This window comes from Oscillospiraceae bacterium, from assembly GCA_035353335.1.
Lineage (GTDB): Bacteria > Bacillota > Clostridia > Oscillospirales > JAKOTC01 > DAOPZJ01.
The window spans coordinates 13,177-35,620 of record DAOPZJ010000027.1 but is presented as its reverse complement, the minus strand read 5'-3'; the positions used below and the strand labels follow the sequence as shown (position 1 = coordinate 35,620).

The 22,444-nt window shown below is 53.4% G+C and carries 20 protein-coding genes; 10 read left to right on the top strand and 10 right to left on the bottom strand.

Annotated elements, in window-relative coordinates:
- Nucleotides 1-432 precede the first annotated feature (432 nt).
- Together PKH29_07225 and PKH29_07220 are read left to right on the top strand one after the other, a co-directional pair.
- A complete protein-coding gene (locus tag PKH29_07225) occupies nt 433-1,380 on the top strand; it encodes a carbohydrate kinase family protein (protein ID HNX14629.1) in 948 nt (315 codons plus the stop codon).
- Nucleotides 1,373-1,912 (top strand): D-lyxose/D-mannose family sugar isomerase, encoded by a 540-nt coding sequence (locus PKH29_07220; protein ID HNX14628.1) that lies wholly within the window; start codon nt 1,373-1,375, stop codon nt 1,910-1,912. Before PKH29_07225 ends, PKH29_07220 begins: the two co-directional genes overlap by 8 nt.
- Before the next feature lie 159 nt (nt 1,913-2,071).
- Here PKH29_07220 and PKH29_07215 read toward each other — a convergent pair whose 3' ends face one another.
- The 7 genes from PKH29_07215 to PKH29_07185 all read right to left on the bottom strand — a co-directional run bounded on the left by PKH29_07215 (nt 2,072) and on the right by PKH29_07185 (nt 10,039).
- A complete protein-coding gene (locus tag PKH29_07215) occupies nt 2,072-2,416 on the bottom strand; it encodes a four-helix bundle copper-binding protein (protein HNX14627.1) in 345 nt (114 codons plus the stop codon).
- Between the two features lie 18 nt (nt 2,417-2,434).
- On the bottom strand, nt 2,435-3,700 hold the full coding sequence (locus PKH29_07210; GenBank protein HNX14626.1) for a hypothetical protein: 1,266 nt from the start codon (nt 3,698-3,700) through the stop codon (nt 2,435-2,437).
- A 327-nt stretch (nt 3,701-4,027) separates the two neighbouring features.
- Complete coding sequence (locus PKH29_07205; GenBank protein HNX14625.1) at nt 4,028-6,163, bottom strand: hypothetical protein; 2,136 nt, start codon at nt 6,161-6,163, stop codon at nt 4,028-4,030.
- Between the two features lie 25 nt (nt 6,164-6,188).
- Entirely contained in the window at nt 6,189-6,854 is a 666-nt protein-coding gene (locus PKH29_07200; GenBank protein ID HNX14624.1) for a hypothetical protein, read from the bottom strand.
- 83 nt (nt 6,855-6,937) lie between these two features.
- Nucleotides 6,938-7,465 (bottom strand): hypothetical protein, encoded by a 528-nt coding sequence (locus tag PKH29_07195; protein ID HNX14623.1) that lies wholly within the window; start codon nt 7,463-7,465, stop codon nt 6,938-6,940.
- A gap of 151 nt (nt 7,466-7,616) precedes the next feature.
- Complete coding sequence (locus tag PKH29_07190) at nt 7,617-8,744, bottom strand: hypothetical protein (GenBank protein ID HNX14622.1); 1,128 nt, start codon at nt 8,742-8,744, stop codon at nt 7,617-7,619.
- Nucleotides 8,741-10,039, bottom strand: coding sequence for an SPFH domain-containing protein (locus PKH29_07185; GenBank protein HNX14621.1), 1,299 nt, complete (start codon nt 10,037-10,039; stop codon nt 8,741-8,743). The genes PKH29_07190 and PKH29_07185 overlap by 4 nt, the downstream gene beginning before the upstream one ends.
- A gap of 322 nt (nt 10,040-10,361) precedes the next feature.
- Here PKH29_07185 and pgk point away from each other — a divergent pair, with 322 nt between their 5' ends.
- The 8 genes from pgk to PKH29_07145 all read left to right on the top strand — a co-directional run bounded on the left by pgk (nt 10,362) and on the right by PKH29_07145 (nt 19,744).
- Nucleotides 10,362-11,552, top strand: a complete 1,191-nt coding sequence (gene pgk / locus PKH29_07180; protein ID HNX14620.1) for a phosphoglycerate kinase — start codon at nt 10,362-10,364, stop codon at nt 11,550-11,552.
- A gap of 49 nt (nt 11,553-11,601) precedes the next feature.
- Nucleotides 11,602-12,366: a triose-phosphate isomerase gene (tpiA, locus tag PKH29_07175; GenBank protein HNX14619.1), complete on the top strand. Its 765-nt coding sequence runs from the start codon at nt 11,602-11,604 to the stop codon at nt 12,364-12,366.
- Nucleotides 12,367-12,419: 53 nt separating this feature from the next.
- Nucleotides 12,420-13,931 (top strand): 2,3-bisphosphoglycerate-independent phosphoglycerate mutase, encoded by a 1,512-nt coding sequence (gene gpmI, locus PKH29_07170; GenBank protein HNX14618.1) that lies wholly within the window; start codon nt 12,420-12,422, stop codon nt 13,929-13,931.
- A gap of 75 nt (nt 13,932-14,006) precedes the next feature.
- The gene (locus PKH29_07165) at nt 14,007-14,618 is read left to right on the top strand and encodes an SGNH/GDSL hydrolase family protein (GenBank protein ID HNX14617.1); all 612 of its coding nucleotides are present in this window, start codon (nt 14,007-14,009) and stop codon (nt 14,616-14,618) included.
- A 30-nt stretch (nt 14,619-14,648) separates the two neighbouring features.
- The gene (locus PKH29_07160) at nt 14,649-15,923 is read left to right on the top strand and encodes an MFS transporter (GenBank protein HNX14616.1); all 1,275 of its coding nucleotides are present in this window, start codon (nt 14,649-14,651) and stop codon (nt 15,921-15,923) included.
- A complete protein-coding gene (locus PKH29_07155; protein HNX14615.1) occupies nt 15,920-17,182 on the top strand; it encodes an MFS transporter in 1,263 nt (420 codons plus the stop codon). The genes PKH29_07160 and PKH29_07155 overlap by 4 nt, the downstream gene beginning before the upstream one ends.
- 176 nt (nt 17,183-17,358) lie before the next feature.
- Nucleotides 17,359-17,841, top strand: a complete 483-nt coding sequence (locus tag PKH29_07150) for a transposase (protein HNX14614.1) — start codon at nt 17,359-17,361, stop codon at nt 17,839-17,841.
- Between the two features lie 34 nt (nt 17,842-17,875).
- Nucleotides 17,876-19,744: a glycoside hydrolase family 3 C-terminal domain-containing protein gene (locus PKH29_07145; protein ID HNX14613.1), complete on the top strand. Its 1,869-nt coding sequence runs from the start codon at nt 17,876-17,878 to the stop codon at nt 19,742-19,744.
- Nucleotides 19,745-19,890: 146 nt separating this feature from the next.
- On the opposite strand, the gene PKH29_07140 is transcribed toward PKH29_07145, so the two are convergent.
- From PKH29_07140 to PKH29_07130, 3 genes are read right to left on the bottom strand one after another with little or no spacing between them, the layout of a single operon-like run.
- Entirely contained in the window at nt 19,891-20,997 is a 1,107-nt protein-coding gene (locus tag PKH29_07140) for a uroporphyrinogen decarboxylase family protein (GenBank protein HNX14612.1), read from the bottom strand.
- Nucleotides 20,998-21,019: 22 nt separating this feature from the next.
- Nucleotides 21,020-21,421, bottom strand: a complete 402-nt coding sequence (locus PKH29_07135; protein ID HNX14611.1) for a hypothetical protein — start codon at nt 21,419-21,421, stop codon at nt 21,020-21,022.
- A 48-nt stretch (nt 21,422-21,469) separates the two neighbouring features.
- The gene (locus PKH29_07130) at nt 21,470-22,216 is read right to left on the bottom strand and encodes a VTT domain-containing protein (protein ID HNX14610.1); all 747 of its coding nucleotides are present in this window, start codon (nt 22,214-22,216) and stop codon (nt 21,470-21,472) included.
- Nucleotides 22,217-22,444 lie beyond the last annotated feature (228 nt).

Sequence of the window (22,444 nt, the reverse complement as noted above, 5' to 3'; positions counted from 1 at the left end):
CAATGCGCGCCCCTACGAAAAACGGCGGCGCGTAAATCCACGCGGCGTGTAAATCCACGCGGCGCGTCAGGGATGCCGCGCCCTACAGGGAAAATCCTCGCAATGACGGAGGAGAGATACCTCCCGCGAAAAATCATGAGACCACTTGTTTGAAGAACGAATGCTTTTTGCGAAAGAACACTGTTCGTCCGCACGGTGGGATGAAACGAACCGCTACGGTTCGATGCATCCCGCCCTACAATTTGTATATAACCGTAAGGATGCATTAGTCGCCCGCGTATAAGGCGCGTCGCCCGAGAAAAATGTAGGAAAAATATTGACGAAAAACACCCCATAGGGTAAAATGGAAACCGTTGCGATGGGAAATCGCCTTTGATTGACATTCTTTATTTTTTATTCAATGCTTATCCAAAAAAGAAAGACGGTAACCGCATGAAAAAAATCCTCTGCATCGGCAGCGTCACTGCCGACGTCATTTTAAAGCCGGTCGACGAACTGCCTCCGTTAGGGACGCTTGTCATCGCCAAGGGCGGCGTCGAAGTTCATACCGGGGGTTGCGCGACCAACTGCGCCATCTCGTTAGCCAAGCTCGGCGCAAAGCCGTTTGTCGCCTGTAAAGTCGGCGCGGACGCGTTCGGCGACATGGTCAAAAAAGAGCTCTCCGAACCGGGCGTCGATATCTCCGGCGTGGTCACCGGTTCGGTTGCGACCACCACCTCGGTCGTGATTATTGCGTCGTCGGGTGAACGCAGCTTTTTATACAGCCCCGGCTCCGCTGCGGATTTTAAGACCTCCGAAATCCCCGCCGAACTGACCGCCAAGGTCGACATCGTGTTTGTCGCGGGCTGCGGATTGAACTTTTCGCTCGACGGACAACCCTGCGCCGACTATATGAAAGCCGCTAAAGCGGCCGGAAAATTCACCGTGATGGACACCGCCTGGGACCCGCGCGGGTACTGGGATCGGCTCGTGCAGCCCACCCTGCCCTATCTTGATTTATTTATGCCGAGCATCGACGAAGCCGCGATGATCGTCGGCGAGCGCGAACCCGAAAAAGTGGTTGCGGCGTTACGGAAACTCGGCAGCCGCGACATCATTTTGAAAATGGGCTCCAAAGGCGCGTATGTTGATTTCGTGGGCGAAAAACCCTTTGTTATGGCACCGTTCTTGATTGACAATCCCGCCGACACGACCGGCGCGGGCGACGCGTTCTGCGCGGGTTATTTATACGGGCTTGCAAGCGGCTGGGACGTAAAAAAGCGCGTCGAATTCGCAAACGGCGTCGGCGCATGCAGCGTGACCGCTGTCGGCGCGACCGCCGGAATCAAAACCGCAGCCGAGACCGAAAAATTTATCGGGGAGAGAAAACGCAATGGATAAAATCACACGCGAACAGATCAAAAAAGAAGCCCTGAAATTTTACGAAACGGCGCATATCGTTCTGACCGACGCCGAAAAGGAAAACCTTGAAGTCGCCGATTTCGGGCTCGGCGACATCCGCCAAATCGGACTTGAGATCATCACCTACGTCAACACCAAAAAGTGCTGCGCTAAAGAGATGGTGCTGCTGCCCGGGCAACTCTGCCCCGAACACCGCCACGCGCCGATGGCCGATATCAAATATGACGGCAAAGAGGAGACCTTCCGCTGCCGTTACGGCGAAGTGTATCTCTATGTCGAGGGCGAAGCGACCGCGTCCCCGGCGTTTATGCCGTCCGAAAAGTACAAGCCGTACATGACCGTCTGGCATGAGGTGAAGCTGCTGCCGGGTGAACAATACACGATTTATCCGAACGCCAGGCACTGGTTCGCCTCGGGCAAGACCGGCGCGGTGATCTCGGAATTCTCGACGACGAGTTACGACGAATACGACATTTTCACCGATCCCAACATCGTACGGGTGGAGAAGTAATTGATGTTATGTAATGCGGCGGGGAGTTTCCCCGCCGCATTTTTATTGGATTAACGCGCGTAGGGGCGATTCGTAATCGCCCGAACGTCTTTGCCATCTTGCGGGCGATTGCGAATCGCCCCTACGGACGCAATGAAAACGAAACCGCGTCACCCGGTATTATTTTGCCATCATTCTGCATTCGTCCGCGCAGGTGCGGCATTCGGTCGCGCACTTGACGCAGTGGTCCTCTTTGAACATGCCGCACTCGTTTGCGCAGTCCTCGCAGATCGTCGCGCAGAGTTTGCATACGTCCTTGGCATATTTGGCGTCCGTCGCCATAAATGACGCGGATTCCGTACATAAACAGGCACATTCCGAGAGAATTCCGATGCACTTAAGCCGGTTTTTGACATCGGGTTCTTTTAAACATGCGACCTGGCATTCCTTGCAGGACTGCGCGCATTTGGTGCAGACATCGATGCAGGTTTGATATTTATCAATGACAGAAGTTGCGATACCCATGGTTTACTCCTAATTTACTTACTTTGAGCCGCTCACGCCTGCGGTCTGCTTGCGGGCGATGTCGGTGTTGTCTGTTTTTCGGTCGGTGAGTTCGGCGACCGGATTTGCTTTGCCCTCGGCGCGATAGTCGATCTGATACTGATTCTGGTGGTCGGCGACGACCTTGTGGCTTGCCACGTTGCAGACGTCGTGATTCACGCGGTCCTGATACCAGAAATACTGATAATTGACCGGCAGGGTGTTGACGTCGACATACTGTTCCATTTTCGCCGTGAGCAGGATCTGGCTGCCCAAAATCTGGCGGACGTATTCCTTGGTGTCATGGAAATCCAGCAGTTTCGGGAATTCGCCGTCGGGGATGACCTGCTGCCAGTCCTTGCCCTCATACTTTGTGAGGAGATCGGCGGTCCGATGCAGATGGGAGACTTCCTGTTCAAAGAACATATTCCAAAGGGCTTTCACTTCGGTGTCGGTCTCATACTGCGCGAACGAATAATAGAGATAGCACTCGACGTATTCGTGCAGCAAAGCGCCCTCGAGCCAGGTGGATTTCGGGTCGAGCAGCGAACCGTAATGGGTGACGTGCTCTTCCTCGATCATCGCGATCTCCTGATAGAGTTTGCGCCCGAGGTCGTTATAATAGGTGTTGCCGAGGTTCATATAGAAGTTCATCGTCTGCTGTTCGCCGGCGGTGATGATCATCGTGTTCAGCATCGTGCGCACGTCGGCTTTTTTGAAGTCGACGTTATAGCGCACCGCGTCGAACGGGTGGCGGTGCTCGGCGATGGTCGGGCGCCCGGGCGTGATGTCGACGTAACTCTTGACAAGGTTCTGCGCGGGAATCTGGGAGTCCAGATCGAGCAGGTTCGAGAAGCGGTAAAGGTGGTCAAAGTCCTCGAGCAGGGCGAAATCGAGCGCCTGCTTGACATAATTGTCGGGTTCGTTCTGCGCAAGCCACGCGGTCAGGTCGACCGCGACGTGCTCGTAGCCGATGGTCGTCTCGAGCTGGGTTTCGTCGATCAGTTTGAGCCAGTTGATGATCTTTTGCTGCTGCTGTTCGACCTGACGGGTCAACGCGATCTCACGGCGGATATCTTCGTTTTGGGTGTGGCGGTGGAGCTGATGTTTGAACATCACGGCTTCCACCTCGATACCGTTCATCAAAATGATGCGGACTTTTGTATAAGGATCGACCGTCATTTTACAGTAGGGTTTCGGATAGATGGTCGCCCAGTCCATGATGCCGTCTTCGACGGCGTTCGGTTTCAATTCAAAAGGATTCATAAATTTATAAACACTCCTAAAGGATTTCTTGACGTTCATGCGTCAAGATAGTGTTTTCCGAATCGAAACCCGTATTCAAAAAAGCAAAAAACGGGCGAAAGTCAAATAATTCCGCGCGTTTCTAAAAATCTGTTCGATTTTAAATGTAGGGGCGAACTTCGTTCGCCCGTTAATTTTTAAAAATTCATCGTTGTAGTAAAACGGAATGGTCAAGACCGTTCCCACAGTATAAAAACGGGCGCGGAAATCCGCGCCCGTTTGTTATCATTCAGCTTTTTTAAAAATCGCATAGGCAAATCAAGAATCGCTTGTAATCACGCTGTTCATTTAACCGCCGTTTTCGGAAAACTCGTAATCGTAATGGATGACCATTTTCCCGGGGGCGTCACCGCCGGTAATCGAAAATACGATTGTAAAACCGTCTGCTTTGGCCGGAGCGGTGAATTTGGATGTTGTTTCTGCTTTCATCACTGATGCGGACGGGCTGTCGCTGAGCCGGAAAGTTTCGGTTGCAGCCGTCAGGGAATCCGTTTGGAACCAACTCCCGCCGTAATTTACCCATACGACCGCTTGAATGCCATGTTGAATATAAGCGTCAGGGTTATTTGAACCGGCGTCTGCCGCTGAGAGTGTAATTTCAAACTCTTCTCCCGGCTTTATGCGTTCCGGTACGGTAAAAGCAAAGGAGGCACTTACCGTGTATTCCTTTTCATCCATCCATTTTTTTGTTGTTGACAAACTTCCGCCGCCGGGATAAATTTCATAGCTGTGAGCGGTAATCCGGTCATTTGCCTTGACCATTTCTTCGGTAATGGATTCAGTCTTGTTTATATTTGTGCCGCTGAGCATCCATGCGGCGCCCGCATCCGTCAAAACCTCGGATCTTTTATTATAACCCTTTTCCTTAAGCCATTGATAAAACTCTCCCCGGTTTTTTGTCCCATAGGAAAGCCACATTCCGATGGCCTGATTCAGATTGTTTTCTGCGCTATCTCCGGCGCTCAGCACGGGCATACTGCCGCCGAACAGTTCCAGAATCGCTCGCCTGGCGGCAAACAGAGAACGCAGCCGATCCTGTACGTCCATTCCGTCAAAACCCAATGAACCGCGTTTTAAAAGACCGCTCTTTTCAAAGCCCTCAATAATGTTTCCGTATTTTTTTTCTTTTTTTGCAATTTCCAGCTCAGCCGCCAAACGGCGTTCAAACATCTTTTTTAATGTGAGTGACGCTTCGTTTTCGATTTTAAGGCAAAGCTGCTCATCTTTGTCCAGTTCGCTGTGGGAAATCCCGTTTGCTTCACAATAACGGTCTTTCGCTTCGCTCTGGAGGCGGTTGAGATAACCCCGCATTTGAATCTCCAAAGCCGCCCAGTCGCCCGGGCTCACTTTATAGCCATATTGTCCGTTTTTCGTTGTTCCCGCATAACTTTGATAGGCGGCGTCCAACTCGTAGTCCTTCCAGGTGTCAATGCTCGCCTGTGTGACCTCAATGGCCGCCTGATACGCCCGTCCGGCGGGAAAATATCCGATAAAAGCGGACGCCATTTCTTTTGCGGCGTCTTTGTACTCTCCTTTTGCCGCCGCCGCAGCGCCCTTGAGCAGGCCTGTTGTGACAGCGGCGCCTTTGGCACTGAGTTTTTCGGCCAAATCATCTTCGGTCAGCGCAAAGTGTTTGATTAAAGCATTTGACGCCATTTCCCCGCATTTGGCGGTAAAATCCGAAAGATCACCCTGCTTGGCCGCAACTGTCAGTGTGCCGAAATCGGCTTCCTTGGCAATGGCATTAAACAGCTTGCCCCGCACTGACTCATCGGTAATGCCCATTTTTTCAAAGGACTCGTTAAACATCGTTTGGAGTTTTTCCGTCATTGCCTTTTCGCGTTGCTCATCCTCCCAGGTTTGCAACGCCATTTTTTCTGCGTACAGTTTTACCTTCTCCGCATCGGTCAATTTGACGGTTGCAAACAATGAAAAATGGTAGGTTTCAAAAACGATATAGCCGTCTCCTGCTTTTATATAATCGGGGAATATGTATTCCCATCCGTCACCGGTGTAATATCCGACCAAATAATCGTCGGCATTTTCCCGGGATATTCGCAACTCCTCCGATATCCGCATCGTGACGGTAACCGGTCGGTTCAGGCGAATGCTGTCCTCGCTGCCCGCAGTAATTTTTACAGGAGAACCTATCAATTCAAAAGCGTCGTTTTGATACGCCACTGCTTCTTCTTTTGACAGTACGGCCATGGTAAGGTTTATTTCGTCATCAAACGTATTTGGGAGGATTTCCAGTTCCCACCCGATCTTTTCAGCGCTTCCGAAGGTATATTCTTTTTTGGTTTGAATGGTTTCAGTTGCTTTTGTGCCTTTTGCAAGCGGATAGATTTTTAAACAGCCCGCAAATATTAACGGCAGACCGGCCAGAATACAGACCGCCAGTATCATTGAAATTATTTTTTTCATCAATAAAACTCCTTTCATCTTCCGGTCATTTTAACAGCGGGCATTTACACCGTGGGCAAACATCTCTGTCTTTTTCAACAAAGGTCATACAGGCGGCGCACATAATCTTTGCATCCCGGGTTTTATCATATTTTTCGTAGCAATAGAAGCCCTTGTGGTGACGCACCCGATCACCGACGGCGTAATAGTCGTATAACCCGGGTTTATCGCGCCATTTGTGTTTCTTCACGCCGCCCGAATCCTTGCGCACCTTGACGACATAGTACGTGTGGATTCCTGTACTGTCCTTTCCTTCGCGCTGCCGATACGTTTCCTTTTCCTCCACAGTACCGTCCCAGGTCTTATCCAACGCACGCTTCATCAGTTGAATGAATGCGATGACCAGAAACATGCCGCCGATGCCCCCACCGTACAGCAACGAATCCGGCCACTCGATTTCCCCGCTTACTTTTCCGTAAATCGGAAAAGCGATGAGTGCAATGACAGCCAGTATCAACGCAAAAAGGACGGACCAGATTCCCGCTTTGCATTTGTATTGCGCAAAGGCCGGATCGTTGATTTTAGGCGAAAATCCCATCGGAGCGGATACACTGTAAAACGTGCCGCCGTCCTGACTGTTTACCGAGATTCCGCAATTGGGGCAATATTTTTCTTCTTCTTGAATAATTCCTCCGCAGTGAGAGCAAAACATAACCCACCTCCAAACGCATCATTCAATTGTGCGGCAGTAATAAATTTTTACTTTATCAGCATGTCAACTCGGAATGCTATTTTTCAGCGTTCCGTAAAACCATGCTTTGGATAAATTTTTGTACTGCCGTATAGTTTTTCCGTACAAAACACGGCTGCGGTTTCTCCGAAGCCCGCATATATCATAACAGTTGCGGATCGGTCCAGGTATTTTGCTTTCCGAATTCGTTTCCAAAGGAATCGCTGCTTGATGCCTGCCCCTGCCGATATACCTGCTGCCACGGCTGTGGGATTGGCTGTGAGTGCCCCCATGACCGCCGTTGCGACCGACATGCGGCGCACCCGTTTTTTTTGCGGATTCTGGGTTTCACAGATGATGCCCTTTTCATCCAGCACATACTGTACATCGTAGGTGCCTCGGAAAATGAACATCACAAAACAGAATCCCATAATAAGGGTTTCGCCGACTATTGCTAATCCGCCCCAGGCTTGTACAAGCATGAGTATAATCAGCAATATGCCGAACGGAATCCCCAGCGCAAGACCCAGTTGATTTCGTATAATGTTATTTTTTAAGAGCGGAACGCGAATTGACCAACTCAATTTGTCCATTGACCTGTATCCCCCGAAGGTGAGGATTTTTCTTATTCCCTATTCAACCGGAAACCGTAAAGAGAGCGGTTGAAAATGTCATGGAGGCCGATTGCGTCGGATAAGATGATTTTAACATTTGAAAATGGGGCACCCCCCTATTAAGCGGAGGTCAATTGAAGTAAACGCTTTCGCCGCCGTGGCTGTTTTGATTGAGCCAATACAGCAGCAGGACGATTGCAAGGATGATGACGATGGTCAAAATCACGCGGAACGCCGAGATCGGATATTTACCGCCGACTTTTCCGGTCTGGCCGTTGACGAGAAAGCTGTAGACCTTGCCCTTGTAGACAAAATTCGAGACCCACATCGGCAGCATCAGATGTTTGTATGTAATGCTGTCAAAAGTGGTCGTGGTGTGCAGCGAGGCGACTTTATCGGCGTGCTTTTCACGCTTGATCTTGGTTGAAATTTCATCCTTCAGCAAATTGTCGATACCGGCTTTGCCGTTTTCCCAACCCTGGCGAAGTCCCACCGAATACCGCTCGGAGATGAATCCCGACAGAAATTCCGGTTCATACTTTTTTGCGTTGTTGGTGTCATACGGCTCGATTTTTTTCATGAGTGCCGCGTCGTGGTGGGTCGAGGCGCTGACGAGAAAATCGTCGATTTGGCGGAAATAGAAGCCGGCGACCGGTTTCCAGGTCGTGACCGTCGTGCTGGTCTTTCCGTTGCTGACCGTGCGGGTATATCCGGCCTGCGCGGTATAATCGGTATAGGTGTTTGCGTCAAAAGTCCAATACGGCAAAAACAACCCGGTCAGTTTGCCCTCTTTGGCGGTCTTCTTGGCCTTGGACGGGGCATACCAGCGCTTTTTCAGCCATTTTTGGAATCTCTGCCCCGCATCCTCTTTGGAGATGCTGAACGGCACGACGCCGTTCGGGGGAATCGAGTTGCCGGACTTTGCCTCGGTGACCTGATTGGAACCGCAGTAAGGGCAGACATCCGATACCATCAGCGCGTCATATACCGACTCGCCGCCGCAGTTTTCGCAGATGACCGTCTTTTTGGCCGTGCCCCACTGGAAATTGGTCTCGGCGTTGCGCGCGTCGGCGAAGACCAGTTCCTCGGCTCTGTCGTCGGCTTTTCCCTCGACGACAATTTGCTTGGTGAAGCCGCAGTACGGGCAGGACAGCTTTCCGGTCTTGGGGTCATAGCTGATCGTGGCTGCGCACTGCGGGCATTTTTCGTCGGTCTCCTCAAGGGTCTTTTGGAGATTGACGTCATCAACTCCGCTCATTTTTTAATATCCTCGTCGCCGAACGGATCGCCGCAGTCGGGGCAGAACTTGGGCGGCTTTGTCGGATCTTCCGGCTCCCATCCGCATTTGTCGCATTTATACTGGGGAACGCCCGCGGGCTTCGGTTTGCCGCAGTTTGCGCAGAACTTGCCTTTGTTGCTTGCGGTTCCGCACGAGCAAGTCCAGCCGTCGCCGCGCGGTTTGCCGCACTCGGCGCAGAAATTGCCTTCGTTGTCTTTCGCGCCGCACGAGCAGTCCCAGCCGGCCGCTTTTTTCTGCTGCTGCTGACCCATTCCGTACAAAGACGCGGCATTGACGCCGCCCGCGTTCTGGGCCATGTTCATGCCCGCGAACGCCATGAACGCGCCGCCTGAGCCCTCGTTCTTTGCGGCGTCCTGCATCGCCTGCGCCTGCGCGCCGACGATCTGCGCGGCCGCCATGGTCGGGTCGCGGAATACCGCTGCTTTCTGCAGCTGCTTGATCATCATCTCGTCTTCGTCAGAGGCCTTAACGGAGTTGATGCCGAAGGAGGCAATGGAGATCCCTCTTGCGGCGCTCCATTTTTCGGTCAGCACTTCATTGAGCGCATCGGAGAGCTCCGCGGTGTGGTGCGGCAGAGCGCTGTAGCGGATGCCCATGTCGGAGATTCTGGCAAACGCGGGCTGCAAAGCCGTCATCAGTTCGGTGCGGAGCTGGCTGTCGATGGTCTCGCGCACATAGACCGAGGCGACGTTGCCGCACACGTTTTTATAGAAAATAATCGGGTCTGTGACTTTATAGGAGAATTCGCCGTTGCAGCGGATCGCGATGTCAACGTCGAGGCCGATGTTTTTATCGACCACGCGGAACGGGACCGGAGCCGGCGTACCGTATTTGTTGCCGACGATCTCCTTGGTGTTGAAGAAATACACGCGCTGGTCGTTCGCCGCGTCGCCGCCGAAGGTGAACCGGCGCCCGAAGCGTTTGAACGAATCGCCGATGCCTTTTCCGAAGCCGCCGTATAAAACCGTGGGTTCGGTCGAGTTATCCCAGACGAATTCGCCCGCTTCGCCGCAGAATTCGACGATGGCGCCCTGCTGCACGATCATCATGCACTGGCCTTCGTTGACCGCGATGATCGAGCCGTTGGAGATGATGTCTTCGGTGCCCTTGGTGTTGGAAGTCCTCTTGCCGGAACGTTTGACGCCCTTGGCGACCAGCACGTCGACGGTCAGGGATTCGCAGTAAAAATACTCGCGCCACTGGTCGGCAAGCACGCCTCCGCCGGCCGCGAACGCCGCTTTGATCAAACCCATATCAATACGCCCTTTCTTTGGAGATCGGGACTTTTTCAATTGTGCTGTAAACCCGCTCTCCGCGCAAATTTATAGTTGCATTTTAACATATTTATGAAAGAACTTCAAGAAACTTTTATAACCGGCTTTGATACCTCCTCAAAAATTTTTTCGGATATGAATTCGATATTGATTTATCGGTAAAAATATGTATAATTAATAGGAAATGGTCGTGAATTATGAGGCCAAACCGACCACGCACCCCGATTTTAAGAGGCGAACCGCCTTAACGTAAAGACGCAGCCGCCTTAAAATACCTTTAGAGAATGAAAGGATTGTTTTTATGCAGAATCTCAACAAAAAAACCGTCGAGGATATCGACGTATCCGGAAAGCGCGTACTTGCCCGCTGCGACTTTAACGTTCCGCTCAAAGACAACGTCATCACCGACGACAAACGCATTGTCGAAGCGCTGCCGACCATCAAGTACCTGATCGCCAAAGGCGCAAAGGTCATCCTGTGCTCCCACCTCGGCAGACCCAAGGGTGAGTTCAACATGAAGTATACGCTTGCGCCGGTCGCCGCGCACCTTTCCAAACTGCTCGGCAAGCCGGTCGCGATGGCGAAAGACGTCATCGGCCCCGACGCCAAAGCTAAGGCCGCCGCGCTCAAAAACGGCGATGTGATGCTGCTTGAAAACGTCCGTTTCCATGCCGAAGAAGAGAAAAACGACCCGGCATTTTCGAAAGAACTGGCTTCGATGGCCGAAATCTTTGTCAACGACGCGTTCGGAACCGCCCACCGCGCCCACAGCTCCACCGCGGGCGTCGCGGCGTATCTGCCGGCGGTCTGCGGCTATCTGATCCAAAAGGAAATCGCCATCATGGGCGGCGCGCTCGAAAATCCGAAACGCCCGTTCGTCGCGATTCTGGGCGGCGCGAAAGTCAGCGACAAGATCGGCGTCATCAATGCCCTGCTCGAAAAGGTCGATATGCTGATCATCGGCGGCGGTATGGCTTACACCTTCTTTAAGGCGTTCGGATGCGAAGTCGGGACTTCCATCTGCGAAAACGACAAGCTCGACCTGGCGCGCGAGATCGTGAAAAAATCCCGCGAAAAGAACGTCGCCCTGCTGCTGCCGGTCGACAACGTCATCGCGAGAGAATATAAAGAGGACTCCGTGTTTATGCGCATCTACTCCGACTCGATCCCGGACGGCTGGATGGGTCTCGATATCGGCGAAAAGACACAGGAACTGTTCTCCAAGTCGCTTGCCGGCGCCGGCACGATCATCTGGAACGGCCCGATGGGCGTCTCCGAATGGGCGAATTTCGCCGCGGGCACCCGCGCGGTCGCCAAGGCGGTCGCCGAATCCGGCGCGGTCTCGATCATCGGCGGCGGCGATTCCGCGGCTGCGGTCGAGCAGATGGGCTTTGCCGACAAGATGACCCACATTTCCACCGGCGGCGGCGCCTCGCTCGAATTCATCGAAGGCCTCGAACTGCCGGGCATCGCGTGTTTGTTGGATAAATAAATAATAACGGACGCGCAATGCGCGCCCCTACACAAAAGGAATCATGAATATGAATAAAAAATTGCGCAGACCGGTCATCGCCGGCAACTGGAAAATGAACAAGACCCCGTCCGAAGCGGCGGCACTCACAAAGGAGATCGTCCCGCTTGTGAAGGACGCTGCGTGCGGCGTGGTGCTGTGCGTGCCGTTTGTCGACCTCGCCCCGGTGCTCGACGCGGTCAAGGGTACATCGGTCAAAGTCGGAGCGCAGAACTGCCACTTTGAAAAGAGCGGCGCGTTCACCGGCGAGATCTCGGCGGACATGCTCAAAGAGATGGGCGTCGAATACGTCATCATCGGCCATTCGGAGCGCAGAACCTATTTCGGCGAGACCGACGTGACCGTCAATAAACGCACCAGAGCCGCTCTCGACGCAGGACTCAACGTGATCGTCTGCGTGGGCGAAGTGCTCGAACAGCGCGAACAGGGCGTCACCAACGAATTCGTCGCCATGCAGACCAAGATCGCGCTCGGCGGCGTCTCGGCGGACGAACTCGCGAAAATCATCATCGCCTATGAACCCGTTTGGGCGATCGGCACCGGCAAAACCGCGACCGACGAACAGGCCAACGAGGTCTGCGGCGTGATCCGCGCAACCGTCTCAGCACTCTACGGCAAGAAATACGGCGACGCGATGACGGTTCAATACGGCGGTTCGATGAACGCCAAAAACGCAGCGGGACTGCTTGCTCAGCCCGATGTCGACGGCGGCCTGATCGGCGGCGCGGCATTGAAACCGGCGGATTTCGCGGTCATCGTCGAAGCAACCAAGTAAATCAACAAATTCGGGGCAAACGTCTGTTTGCCCTGTTTTCATGGAGTAATGAAATGAAAAGACCTATCACTTTAATTATCATGGACGGCTTCGGCAAATCCGACAGCGCCTACGGCAATGCGATTCTGGGCAACACCCCGAATCTCGACAAGCTCATGGCGAGCAATCCCTACACCTATATCGGCGCTTCCGGCCTCTCGGTCGGCTTGCCGGACGGACAGATGGGCAACAGCGAAGTCGGCCACACCAACATCGGCGCGGGCCGGATCGTCTATCAGGAACTGACCCGCATTTCCAAGGAAATCGACGACGGCGGCTTTTTCGCGAACCCCGTGCTGCTCGACGCGATCAGAAACTGCAAAAATAACGGTTCGACGCTTCATCTGGCGGGACTGGTCTCGGACGGCGGCGTCCACAGCCATAACACCCATTTATACGCTTTGCTCGAACTCGCGAAGAAAAACGGGCTCGGCAAGGTCGCCGTGCATTGTTTTATGGACGGGCGCGACGTCTCCCCGACCTCGGGTGTCGATTTAATCGCCGAACTCGAAGACAAAATGCGCGAGATCGGCGCCGGAAAAATCGCCACGATCACGGGACGTTATTACGCGATGGATCGCGAAAAGAAGTGGGACCGCGTCGAAAAGGCCTATAACGCGCTGGTCTATGCCGACGGGCTTGCGGTTAAAGACGCCGTGCAGTCGATGAAAGACAGCTACGAAAAAGAAGTCACCGACGAATTCATCGTGCCGACGGTCGTCAACGGCGGCTGCCCGGTGAAAGCCGAAGACAGCTTTATCTTTTTCAACTTCCGCCCCGACCGCGCCCGTGAGATCACCCGCGCGTTTGTCGACCCGGCGTTCGACGGCTGGAAGCGCAAAGAGTTCATCAAGCCGTTTTACGTCTGTTTCACCCAATACGACGCGACCATGCCGAACGTCGAAGTCGCGTTCAAGCCCCAGTCGATGGACAACACCTTCGGCGAGATCGTCGCGAACCACAATATGAAGCAGCTGCGCATCGCCGAATACACCAAATACGCGCACGTCACGTTCTTTTTCAACGCGGGTACAGAAACCGTGTTCGACGGAGAAGACCGGAAACTCATCGACAGCCCGAACGTCGCGACCTATGACCTCCAACCCGAAATGAGCGCCTATATCGTTGCCGACGAAGTCGTTACGCGCATTCAAAGCGGAAAATACGACGCGATCATCCTGAACTTTGCCAACTGCGACATGGTCGGGCACACCGGCGTGTTCGAAGCGGCGGTCAAGGCGGTCAAGACCGTCGACGAGTGCGTCGGCAAAGTCACGGACGCGGTCATCAAAGCCGGCGGCGTGGCGCTGGTCACCGCAGACCACGGCAACAGCGAGCAGATGCTCTACCCGGACGGTTCGCCGTTCACCGCACACACCACAAACCCCGTCCCGTTTATGGTTGTCGGGTATCCCTGCAAGCTCCGTGAAAAAGGCGGCGTCCTCGGCGATATCGCACCGACCATGCTGCAGATCATGGGCATCAAACAACCGGCGGAGATGACCGGAAAATCGTTGATTCAATAAAATACCGAAGAGACGCGCATTGCGCGTCCGCCGCAATTTGCTAAAATAAATCATATAAAAGAGGAAGCGATTTCTATGAAAATCCTGTTCCAGGGCGACAGCATCACCGACGCGGGCAGAGACCGCAGCAATCCCCATGACCTCGGGCCCGGTTATCCGAAATATGCCGCCCAATACATCCAAGAACAGCACCCGAATAAGATGTTTGAATTTGTCAACCTCGGCATCAGCGGCGACCAGACCAAAGACCTTCTCGCCCGCTGGAAGACCGACTGCGTCGACATTCAACCCGATCTCGTCTCGATCCACATCGGCGTCAATGACACCTGGCACCATGCGCCGAAACGCGACTGGCTGCTCGACGCCCAGTTCGAAAATAACTACCGCTCGATTCTGACCGACATCAGAACCAAGACCAACGCCAAAATCATGATTTTGGAGCAGTTTTTGCTGCCGGTGCCCGATAAAGAGTTTTTCCGCATCGACCTCGACGCCAAAATCGGCATCACCCGCAAACTCGCGCGCGAATTCGCCGACATCTTTGTGCCGGTCGACGGGCTGTTTGCCGCCGCCTGCGTCGAAAAAGACATGCTCCACTGGTCGGCGGACGGCGTGCATCCCAACGAAAACGGCTCCGCGTTCATGGGCAAACTCTACGCCGAAGCGTTCATGAAGTTATTCGGATAAATTAAATATACAGAACAGGAATTCTCCGGCATGACCGACACCGTCAAACACTCACGCGCGCCGCATTACGGAATCACCAAAACGGCATGTTACTTATCTTACGTCGCCCAAGCGGCCTTAATCAATCTTTGGCCGTTGTTTTTTGTCCTCTTCCGCGAGGCCTTCGGCCTTTCCTATGTTGAGCTGGCAACACTGGTGGGTCTGAACTTCATTGTTCAGCTGGGCACCGATCTGGTATTTTCCAAGGCGGCCGATAAGCACGGGTTCCGCCCCTTCCTGCTTCTCTCGTCGGGGCTTGTCGCGCTCGGATTTCTGATGTACGCGGCGGTTCCGCTGCTGACCGATCACCCCTACCCCGGCTTTATCGCTGCGACGGTGGTCTTTTCACTGGGCGGCGGGCTGACCGAAATTTTGACAAGTCCGCTGATCGACCTGATCCCCAACGATTCTAAAAGCGGCAATATGGCTTTTTTCCATTCGATGTATGCCTGGGGTCAGGCAGGTGTGATTCTGCTGACGTCGTTGGCCTTAAAACTGTTCGGCAATGCGAGCTGGCAGCTGATTGTGGCTTTCTGGGCGCTGGTTCCGGTTATTGAGTTCTTAATGTTCTTACGCGCGCCGATGCCCGACATTCAGGCGCATCCCAAACAGTCCTCCCGTGAAATCGCCAAGGGATTTGACTTCGCGCTCTGCTTTTTCATCATCTTTTTCGGCGCGGGCGTCGAATGCACGATGGTGCAGTGGAGCTCCGCGTTTATGGAGCAAGCCGTGGGGCTTCCGAAACTGCTGGGCGATTATGCCGGCATTATGATGTTTGCGCTGATGCTGGGGCTCTCCCGGCTGCTGCACGGCCTTTTCTCCAAAAAATTTGATTTGGTCAAATATATGCTCGTGGGCGCGGCGGGGGCGATTCTGTTTTACCCTTTGACCGCGTTTTCAAATGTCCCGGCGCTCAATTTGATCGGCTGCGCGCTGACGGGTTTCGGGGCAGGAATGCTCTGGCCCGGCACGCTGGTGCTCGCCTCGGAGCGGTATCCCCGGGGCGGAGCGTGGCTGTTCGCGATTTTGGCGGTCGGCGGCGACTGCGGCGCGGCTTTCTGTCCGTGGCTGTCGGGACTGCTTGCCGACAATGCCGCAAAGATCCCGTTTTTAGCCAATCTCGGCGCGGGACTTTCCCCGGAACAGCTCGGGCTGCGTTCCGCGCTCGGCTTTTCGACCGTCTATCCGCTCATCACCGTTGTGCTGTTGATCGTGTTTATGAGAAGGCGCGATCAATACCGGCCCGGTGAGGGTCTGTACGCATGACAACGCAACCGGAGCCGCGCTACGGGCTGACGAGGGGTACCTGCTATCTGGGCACCGCCGCGCAGGCGGCGATGGCCAACATCTGGCCTCTGCTGTTCGTGCTGCTGCGAGAATCCTTCGGACTGACTTATTTACAGCTTGCGACGCTGATCAGCGTCATTTATATCGTCCGCATCGGCACCGATCTGTTGTTTTCCAAGGCGGCGGATAAATTCGGTTTCCGGCCTTTTATGACTCTTGCCATGGGTCTGACGGCCGGGGGCTTTTTGCTTTTTGCCGCCATGCCGCTGCTGACCGGAAAACCGTACCCCGGTTTTATTGCTGCCGCGGTGCTGTTTTCGGTGGGCGGCGGGCTCAATGACATTCTGGCAAGCCCGCTGGTCGACCGGCTGCCGCACAAATCCAAGAGCGGGAATCTGTCTTTTTTACATGCGGTGTATTCGTTCGGGCAGGCCTCGGTCATCATGCTGACGTCGCTTGCGTTGTTTTTGTTCGGGGACGCAAACTGGCAATGGGTCGTGGCTGCGTGGGCGCTGATTCCGATTGCGGCGTTAATTTTATATCTGCGCGTTCCGCTGCCGGATATTCAATCCCAACCCAAACAGCAAGCCCGGGAGATTGCGGTCGGCATTGATTTTTGGCTGTGCTTTTTGATCATGTTATTCGGCGCGGGCGCGGAATGCACGATGCTCCAATGGAGTTCCACGTTTATGGAAAAGGCCGCGGACCTGCCGAAACTGCTGGGTGATTATGCGGGCGTGCTGATGTTTGCGCTGCTGATGGGGACGTCGCGGTTGATTTACGGTCTGTTTTCAAATAAGCTTGATGCGGCGAAGTTTATGCTGTTCGGCGCTGTCGCGGGGGTCATCAGCTTCCCGCTGACCGCGCTCTCGGATACCGGATGGTTGAATCTGGCGGGATGCGCGCTGACAGGGCTTGCCGTGGGCATGTTCTGGCCGGGCACGCTGGTGCTGGGCTCGCAGCGGTACCCGAACGGCGGCGCGTGGCTGTTTGCGATACTCGCGCTCGGCGGCGATATCGGTGCGGCATTTTGCCCGTGGTTAGCCGGATTGCTCGTCGATCATGCTTCGGAAATTCCGTTTTTATCGGCTCTCGGCGCGGGTCTTACGCCGGAACAGTTGGGTCTTCGTTCCGCGCTGACTTTTTCGGCAATTTATCCGTTGATTGCCGTCGTTTTATTGATGGTGTTCATCAAGCGCCGCGGTGAAAAATCGAAGGAAATTATCGGAACCAAATAAAATCCGGACGGGCGATTGAGAATCGCCCCTACTACGAACAAAAAAACGAAATTCGTTTTTTTATATTGAATATTTTCAAATCACGATTTATACTTTCATCGGATGAATTCGCCTTAATAACGTAGGGGCGATTCGTAATCGCCGCCAAACGTAAGCATGGACGGAGGGAATGATTCATGAATGATTTCCCGCAAAGACAACCTAACCGATTAACAAATTTTGATTACGGAAGTAATGGCACGTATTTCATCACAATTTGCATAAACCAAAGAAAAGAATTGTTGGGAAAGATCGACGTAGAGGCGATTCTCTATCGCCCGGATGACGCATCCCCGCAAATCGTTTTATCGAAATATGGAATCATTGTTGAATCATCAATCAAACAAATTCCGGATTATTCGGACACCCTAGTTGATAAATATGTTATCATGCCAAATCACATTCATATGATTTTAACGGTCGATAATGAATCGGAAAGCGGGCGATTTAGAATCGCCCCTACGGCGAATATATCGGTCACTATTCAACAATATAAACGGCGCATTTCAAAACAAATCGGCTTTTCATTATGGCAAAAATCGTTTTACGACCACATCATCCGGGATGAAGAGGATTACCAAACACATTTGCGTTATATCGAAGAGAACCCCGTAAAATAGGCGGAAGACGAATATTACGGAGGAAGGTTGTAACATGGACTTTAAACAACGCGCAAAAGAATTGGTCGCAAAGATGACTCTGCCCGAAAAAATGGCGCAAATGCAATATGAATCGCCTGCGATTCCCCGGCTCGGCATTCCCGCCTATAACTGGTGGAACGAAGCGCTTCACGGCGCGGCGCGCACCGGAACCGCCACCGTCTTTCCGCAATCCATCGCCATGGCGGCGAGCTTTGACGACGAGCTGATGGAAACTGTCGGCGGCGTGATCTCCGACGAGGTGCGCGCGAAATACAACGAATACCGCAAATTCGGCGACACCGGGGTCTATCAGGGCCTGACCTGCTGGTCGCCGAACATCAATATCTTCCGCGACCCGCGCTGGGGACGCGGCCACGAGACCTACGGCGAAGACCCGATGCTGACCGCCAAAATGGGCGCGGCGTTTGTGCGCGGCATGCAGGGGTACGACCCCGTCTACCGCAAAGTCGACGCGACGCTGAAACACTACGCCGTTCACAGCGGCCCCGAATCCGAACGGCATCATTTTAACGCCGTCGTCTCGGAAAAGGATTTATACGAAACCTATTTATTCGCGTTCAAATACTGCATCGAACACGCGCACCCGTCCGCCGTGATGGGCGCTTATAACCGCGTGCTCGGCGAGCCCTGCTGCGCGAGTAAACGGCTGCTCGGTGACATCTTGCGCGGCGAATTCGGGTTTGACGGCTATGTCGTGTCCGACTGCGGTGCGATCTGCGACATCAACAAGACCCACAAAGTCACCGCGAACGAGGCCGAGAGCGCGGCGTTGGCTGTCAAAAACGGCTGCGACCTCAACTGCGGCGATGCCTATAAATGGCTCAAGACCTCGGCGGCGATGGGGCTGCTTGACGAGGAGACCATCACGGTCTCGGTCGAGCGGTTATTCGAAGCGCGGCTGCGGCTCGGCATGTTTGACAAGTGCGTCTATGACGACATCCCGTACAGCATTGTCGCCTGCAAAGAGCATAAGGCGCTTGCGCGCCAAATGTCCCGCGAGAGCATCGTGCTCTGTAAAAACGATGGGATTCTTCCGCTCTCGACTGATAAGACCTATGCCGTCATCGGCCCGAACGCCGACGATCTGTCGGTACTGCTGGGCAACTACAACGGTACGCCCGATCACTACACCACCCCGCTTGAGGGCATTCAAAATATCGCCGAACATGTGATTTATGCGCGCGGCACCCACATCTATCAGGACGAGGAGCACTCCCGCTATTTCGAACACCCCTTACGCGAGGCGATTATCGCGGCGAAACACAGTGACGTCGTGATCTTGTGCATGGGCATCAACCCCTTGCTCGAAGGTGAGGAGACCCCGGAAAACGAATCGCACGGCGACAAACCCGATCTTGAACTGCCCGCGGTGCAAAAGCGGCTGTTCGAGGAGATCATCAAGCTCGGAAAGCCGATGGTCTTTGTCAACGTCAGCGGCAGCTGCCTGAACCTGTGCCGCGCAGATGAGACCTGCAATGCCGTGATCCAATGCTTTTATCCGGGCGCGGAGGGCGGAGACGCGCTCGCCGAGCTTTTATTCGGAAAATACAGCCCCTGCGGACGCCTTCCGGTGACATTTTACCGCAGCGCGGACGACCTGCCGCCGTTCACCGAGTACAGCATGGAAAACCGCACCTACCGCTTTTTCAAGGGTTCCCCGCTCTACCCGTTCGGCCACGGCCTGACATACAGCGAAATCAAGGAAAACTGGAAAGACGAAAACACCGTCGTCTTGACAAACAACGGCAAGTTCGATACCAAATATTCGGTTTTGAAATATGCCGATGCAACGAAGCGGAAGTTGGTCGATTTTAAGAAGGTGCTCGTCCCGGCGGGTGGTTCGGTGACGGTGAAGTTTTAATATTGTCATTCCGAGCGAAGCGCGGTGCGCGCAGCCGAGGAATCTCGGGCTGATAATGGCTTGTTGGTAACGAGATCCTTCGACTGCGCTCAGGATGACACAAAACCTGTCGGAAATGCATTTCCGACAGGTTTTGTTTTTGCTCATTAAAAACTATCAATAGAGGTTATGTATTCGCGGTAAAACATGAAATTTTCAAAGGAGACATCGTCCGGGACACTGTGGTCGCATTTCGGGATAAAGCCCCTTCTTTTGATCATATAGGGGATGATCCGGTCCAGCTCCCGTTTGATCTGCTCTTTGCCCTGCGCCAAAACTCGTTTGTCCACCCCGCCGTAAAGCGCGAGTTCGGGGTATTTGTCGCCGATGAAAATGGGGTCGCAGCCAGCCGCGACTTCGAGGGGGGAAAACACCGTGAAGCCGGTTTTGATATATGACGGCAGCAAAAGATCGGGGTTTCCGTCCGAATCGACTTCGACATGCATATACTCTTTTTGCCCCGCCCTCAGCGTCTGAATCAGGTCCCGGTAATAGGGCATCAAGAATTCTTCCGCCATCTTCGGAGAGAGCAGCGGGCGCTGTTTATAGGCGATGTCCTCCGCCATAAAAAACTTGAAAAAGGGCTGAATGTCCTGCACCTTTGTCAGACAGGTGACCATCAGATTCAGCCACGTTTTCATCATATCGTGCAAAAGTTCGGGCGCGTCGTAAAACAGATACAGCAGTTTTTCCGGCCCGCAAAGCGAACGCAGATACATATAGCCGCCGATGCAGCGGGCGTCGAGCAGCCGTTCGCCGCTGTCGCATTCCGCTTTGACCTGTGCCATTTTGGGTTCAAAATCAATCCATCTCTCGGGGGTTTCGGGGTCCAAGCGCGGTTTGATGATCTTGTACCAGTCGTCCTTGGATTCCACGGGCGCTTGTACAAATACCGGCATGACCCGCTCCGGCGGCACATCAACCGGCGACATGCGGATTTCGCCCGTATAAAACCGCTCGAATTTATAGTTTCCCTCGATTTTCAATAATTCTTCTTTAAAGCGGGGAAAAACGGGGACGTCCACCCAACCTAAATCCAACGGATGAGTCGTCAGCCCGTCCGATTCGTCGTTTTTAAATAGGGTTTCGTCGCCGTTCCAACCCTCGTTTTTCCAACGGGTTCTGGCCGAATTCCAAATCCCGAACTCCAGCCGGGGCAGATGGTCCGCCTTTTGAAAATGATAAACCGCGCGTCTTCTCTCCGCGTCATTCATTTCTTTGACATCTCCCCTTCTTTCAGGGTTCTTTTAACGTGATCGTGCAGGTTCCGGCTGTACCGGAAATTGAAAAGATCAGACCCTCTTCATTTTCGGCGCTGTATGAAAACACCTCGATGCCCATATACACTTTGTCGGAGGCCGCTGCGCCGACGGTGAAACCCGAAATTTCAATCTGTTTGACATATCCCCGTAAATCGTCCTGCGACACATCCGCAAAAGCGGCGCAGAACCGGTCCGGCTCATCCGTGACGCCCGCAAGCTGCCCGAATTCCGGTTCGGGCAGTTTTTTCGCGAGTCCCGATTCCGGCCATTTGATTTTTGTATCCAAAAATGTCGGTTTCACCGGTTCGCCCGAAGACGCGCATCCGGTAAAAAACAGCAAAATCAATAAAAAGACGGCCGAGAGCGTGCGCTTCATGGTGGTATCCCCTCACTATCTGCGGGAATTGCTCCCGCCGGGTCGAAATTAAATGGGCTTCCCGGGCTTTCCGCCTTTTTTGAACTTCGATTTTACTTTTTCCGCAAATGCCAAAACGAGCTTCTGTTTGACGGTCAAAAACAGCACGAAGGCCACCAAAACCGCGCCATAAATACCGGCTTCGAGATATTTTCCTTTCAAAATCTGATTTCCGGCCGCGCAAAGAAGCAAAAGACCCGGCGCGCATCCCGCGCTGACCGAAAACAGAAAGGCCCTGAAGCTCAGTTTCGTCCTCGCCGCCAGATAGGGCACAAGTCCGTTCGGGATGAACGGCGTCATTGAGGTGATCATCACCATCAATTCGGGGCTTTTGATGCGCCTGATAAAACTCATTTTTTCGGATTTTTCTTCTTCCTCAATCGGCATCCAGTCCCTGAGCTTGTCGCCGAAAGCCCGCATCGCCGAAAAAGCCGCACAGCTGGCCGCGACATACCCGACAAAGCAGATGCCGAACCCGAGCCATGTTCCGAAGATGATGCCCATGGAGATCTGGATCGGGCCGCCGGGAAAAACGATGCTGATGAGCTGCATGAACTGGAGCAGAATTCCGATCAAAACTCCTTTGAAAGTCCCGAATCCCCGGATGTACGCCTCAATATCCGCTCTGTCCCCTTTTTCCAGCACCTCGACGAAGCCGGGGAGGATTTCTTTCAACGCCAAAAGGATCGTCAGGAATATCAGGATAAAGACGACCGCTAAAATTAAATATCTGTAAATCTTTTTTCTTACAACCATATCGCTATGTCCTTCCGAAGGTTGTGGTAATTATACTATGAAAAAGCAGAAAATACAACCTGAAATTAATATGCCCGACGGGCATGCCATTGATGAATGACAGACCCGACGGGCATATAAGGGCATAAAAAACGACTGTTTCGGTTTTAAACGCGCAGTTTAGACGGAAATGCGCGGCATTTACGCTTTCTTCGGGCGAAATGCGAAATTGCAGTATGCTTAAATAGT

Bases quoted from the DNA above. Each gene is read 5' to 3' on its own strand.
- PKH29_07200 (HNX14624.1), bottom strand. From the start codon at position 6,854: ATGTTTTGCTCTCACTGCGGAGGAATTATTCAAGAAGAAGAAAAATAT.
- PKH29_07155 (HNX14615.1), top strand. From the start codon at position 15,920: ATGACAACGCAACCGGAGCCGCGCTACGGGCTGACGAGGGGTACCTGC.
- PKH29_07160 (HNX14616.1), top strand. From the start codon at position 14,649: ATGACCGACACCGTCAAACACTCACGCGCGCCGCATTACGGAATCACC.
- tpiA (HNX14619.1), top strand. From the start codon at position 11,602: ATGAATAAAAAATTGCGCAGACCGGTCATCGCCGGCAACTGGAAAATG.
- PKH29_07220 (HNX14628.1), top strand. From the start codon at position 1,373: ATGGATAAAATCACACGCGAACAGATCAAAAAAGAAGCCCTGAAATTT.
- PKH29_07215 (HNX14627.1), bottom strand. From the start codon at position 2,416: ATGGGTATCGCAACTTCTGTCATTGATAAATATCAAACCTGCATCGAT.
- PKH29_07205 (HNX14625.1), bottom strand. From the start codon at position 6,163: ATGAAAAAAATAATTTCAATGATACTGGCGGTCTGTATTCTGGCCGGT.
- PKH29_07130 (HNX14610.1), bottom strand. From the start codon at position 22,216: ATGGTTGTAAGAAAAAAGATTTACAGATATTTAATTTTAGCGGTCGTC.
- PKH29_07165 (HNX14617.1), top strand. From the start codon at position 14,007: ATGAAAATCCTGTTCCAGGGCGACAGCATCACCGACGCGGGCAGAGAC.
- PKH29_07150 (HNX14614.1), top strand. From the start codon at position 17,359: ATGAATGATTTCCCGCAAAGACAACCTAACCGATTAACAAATTTTGAT.
- PKH29_07140 (HNX14612.1), bottom strand. From the start codon at position 20,997: ATGAATGACGCGGAGAGAAGACGCGCGGTTTATCATTTTCAAAAGGCG.
- PKH29_07135 (HNX14611.1), bottom strand. From the start codon at position 21,421: ATGAAGCGCACGCTCTCGGCCGTCTTTTTATTGATTTTGCTGTTTTTT.
- PKH29_07225 (HNX14629.1), top strand. From the start codon at position 433: ATGAAAAAAATCCTCTGCATCGGCAGCGTCACTGCCGACGTCATTTTA.
- PKH29_07145 (HNX14613.1), top strand. From the start codon at position 17,876: ATGGACTTTAAACAACGCGCAAAAGAATTGGTCGCAAAGATGACTCTG.
- PKH29_07210 (HNX14626.1), bottom strand. From the start codon at position 3,700: ATGAATCCTTTTGAATTGAAACCGAACGCCGTCGAAGACGGCATCATG.
- PKH29_07185 (HNX14621.1), bottom strand. From the start codon at position 10,039: ATGGGTTTGATCAAAGCGGCGTTCGCGGCCGGCGGAGGCGTGCTTGCC.
- PKH29_07195 (HNX14623.1), bottom strand. From the start codon at position 7,465: ATGGACAAATTGAGTTGGTCAATTCGCGTTCCGCTCTTAAAAAATAAC.
- PKH29_07190 (HNX14622.1), bottom strand. From the start codon at position 8,744: ATGAGCGGAGTTGATGACGTCAATCTCCAAAAGACCCTTGAGGAGACC.
- pgk (HNX14620.1), top strand. From the start codon at position 10,362: ATGCAGAATCTCAACAAAAAAACCGTCGAGGATATCGACGTATCCGGA.
- gpmI (HNX14618.1), top strand. From the start codon at position 12,420: ATGAAAAGACCTATCACTTTAATTATCATGGACGGCTTCGGCAAATCC.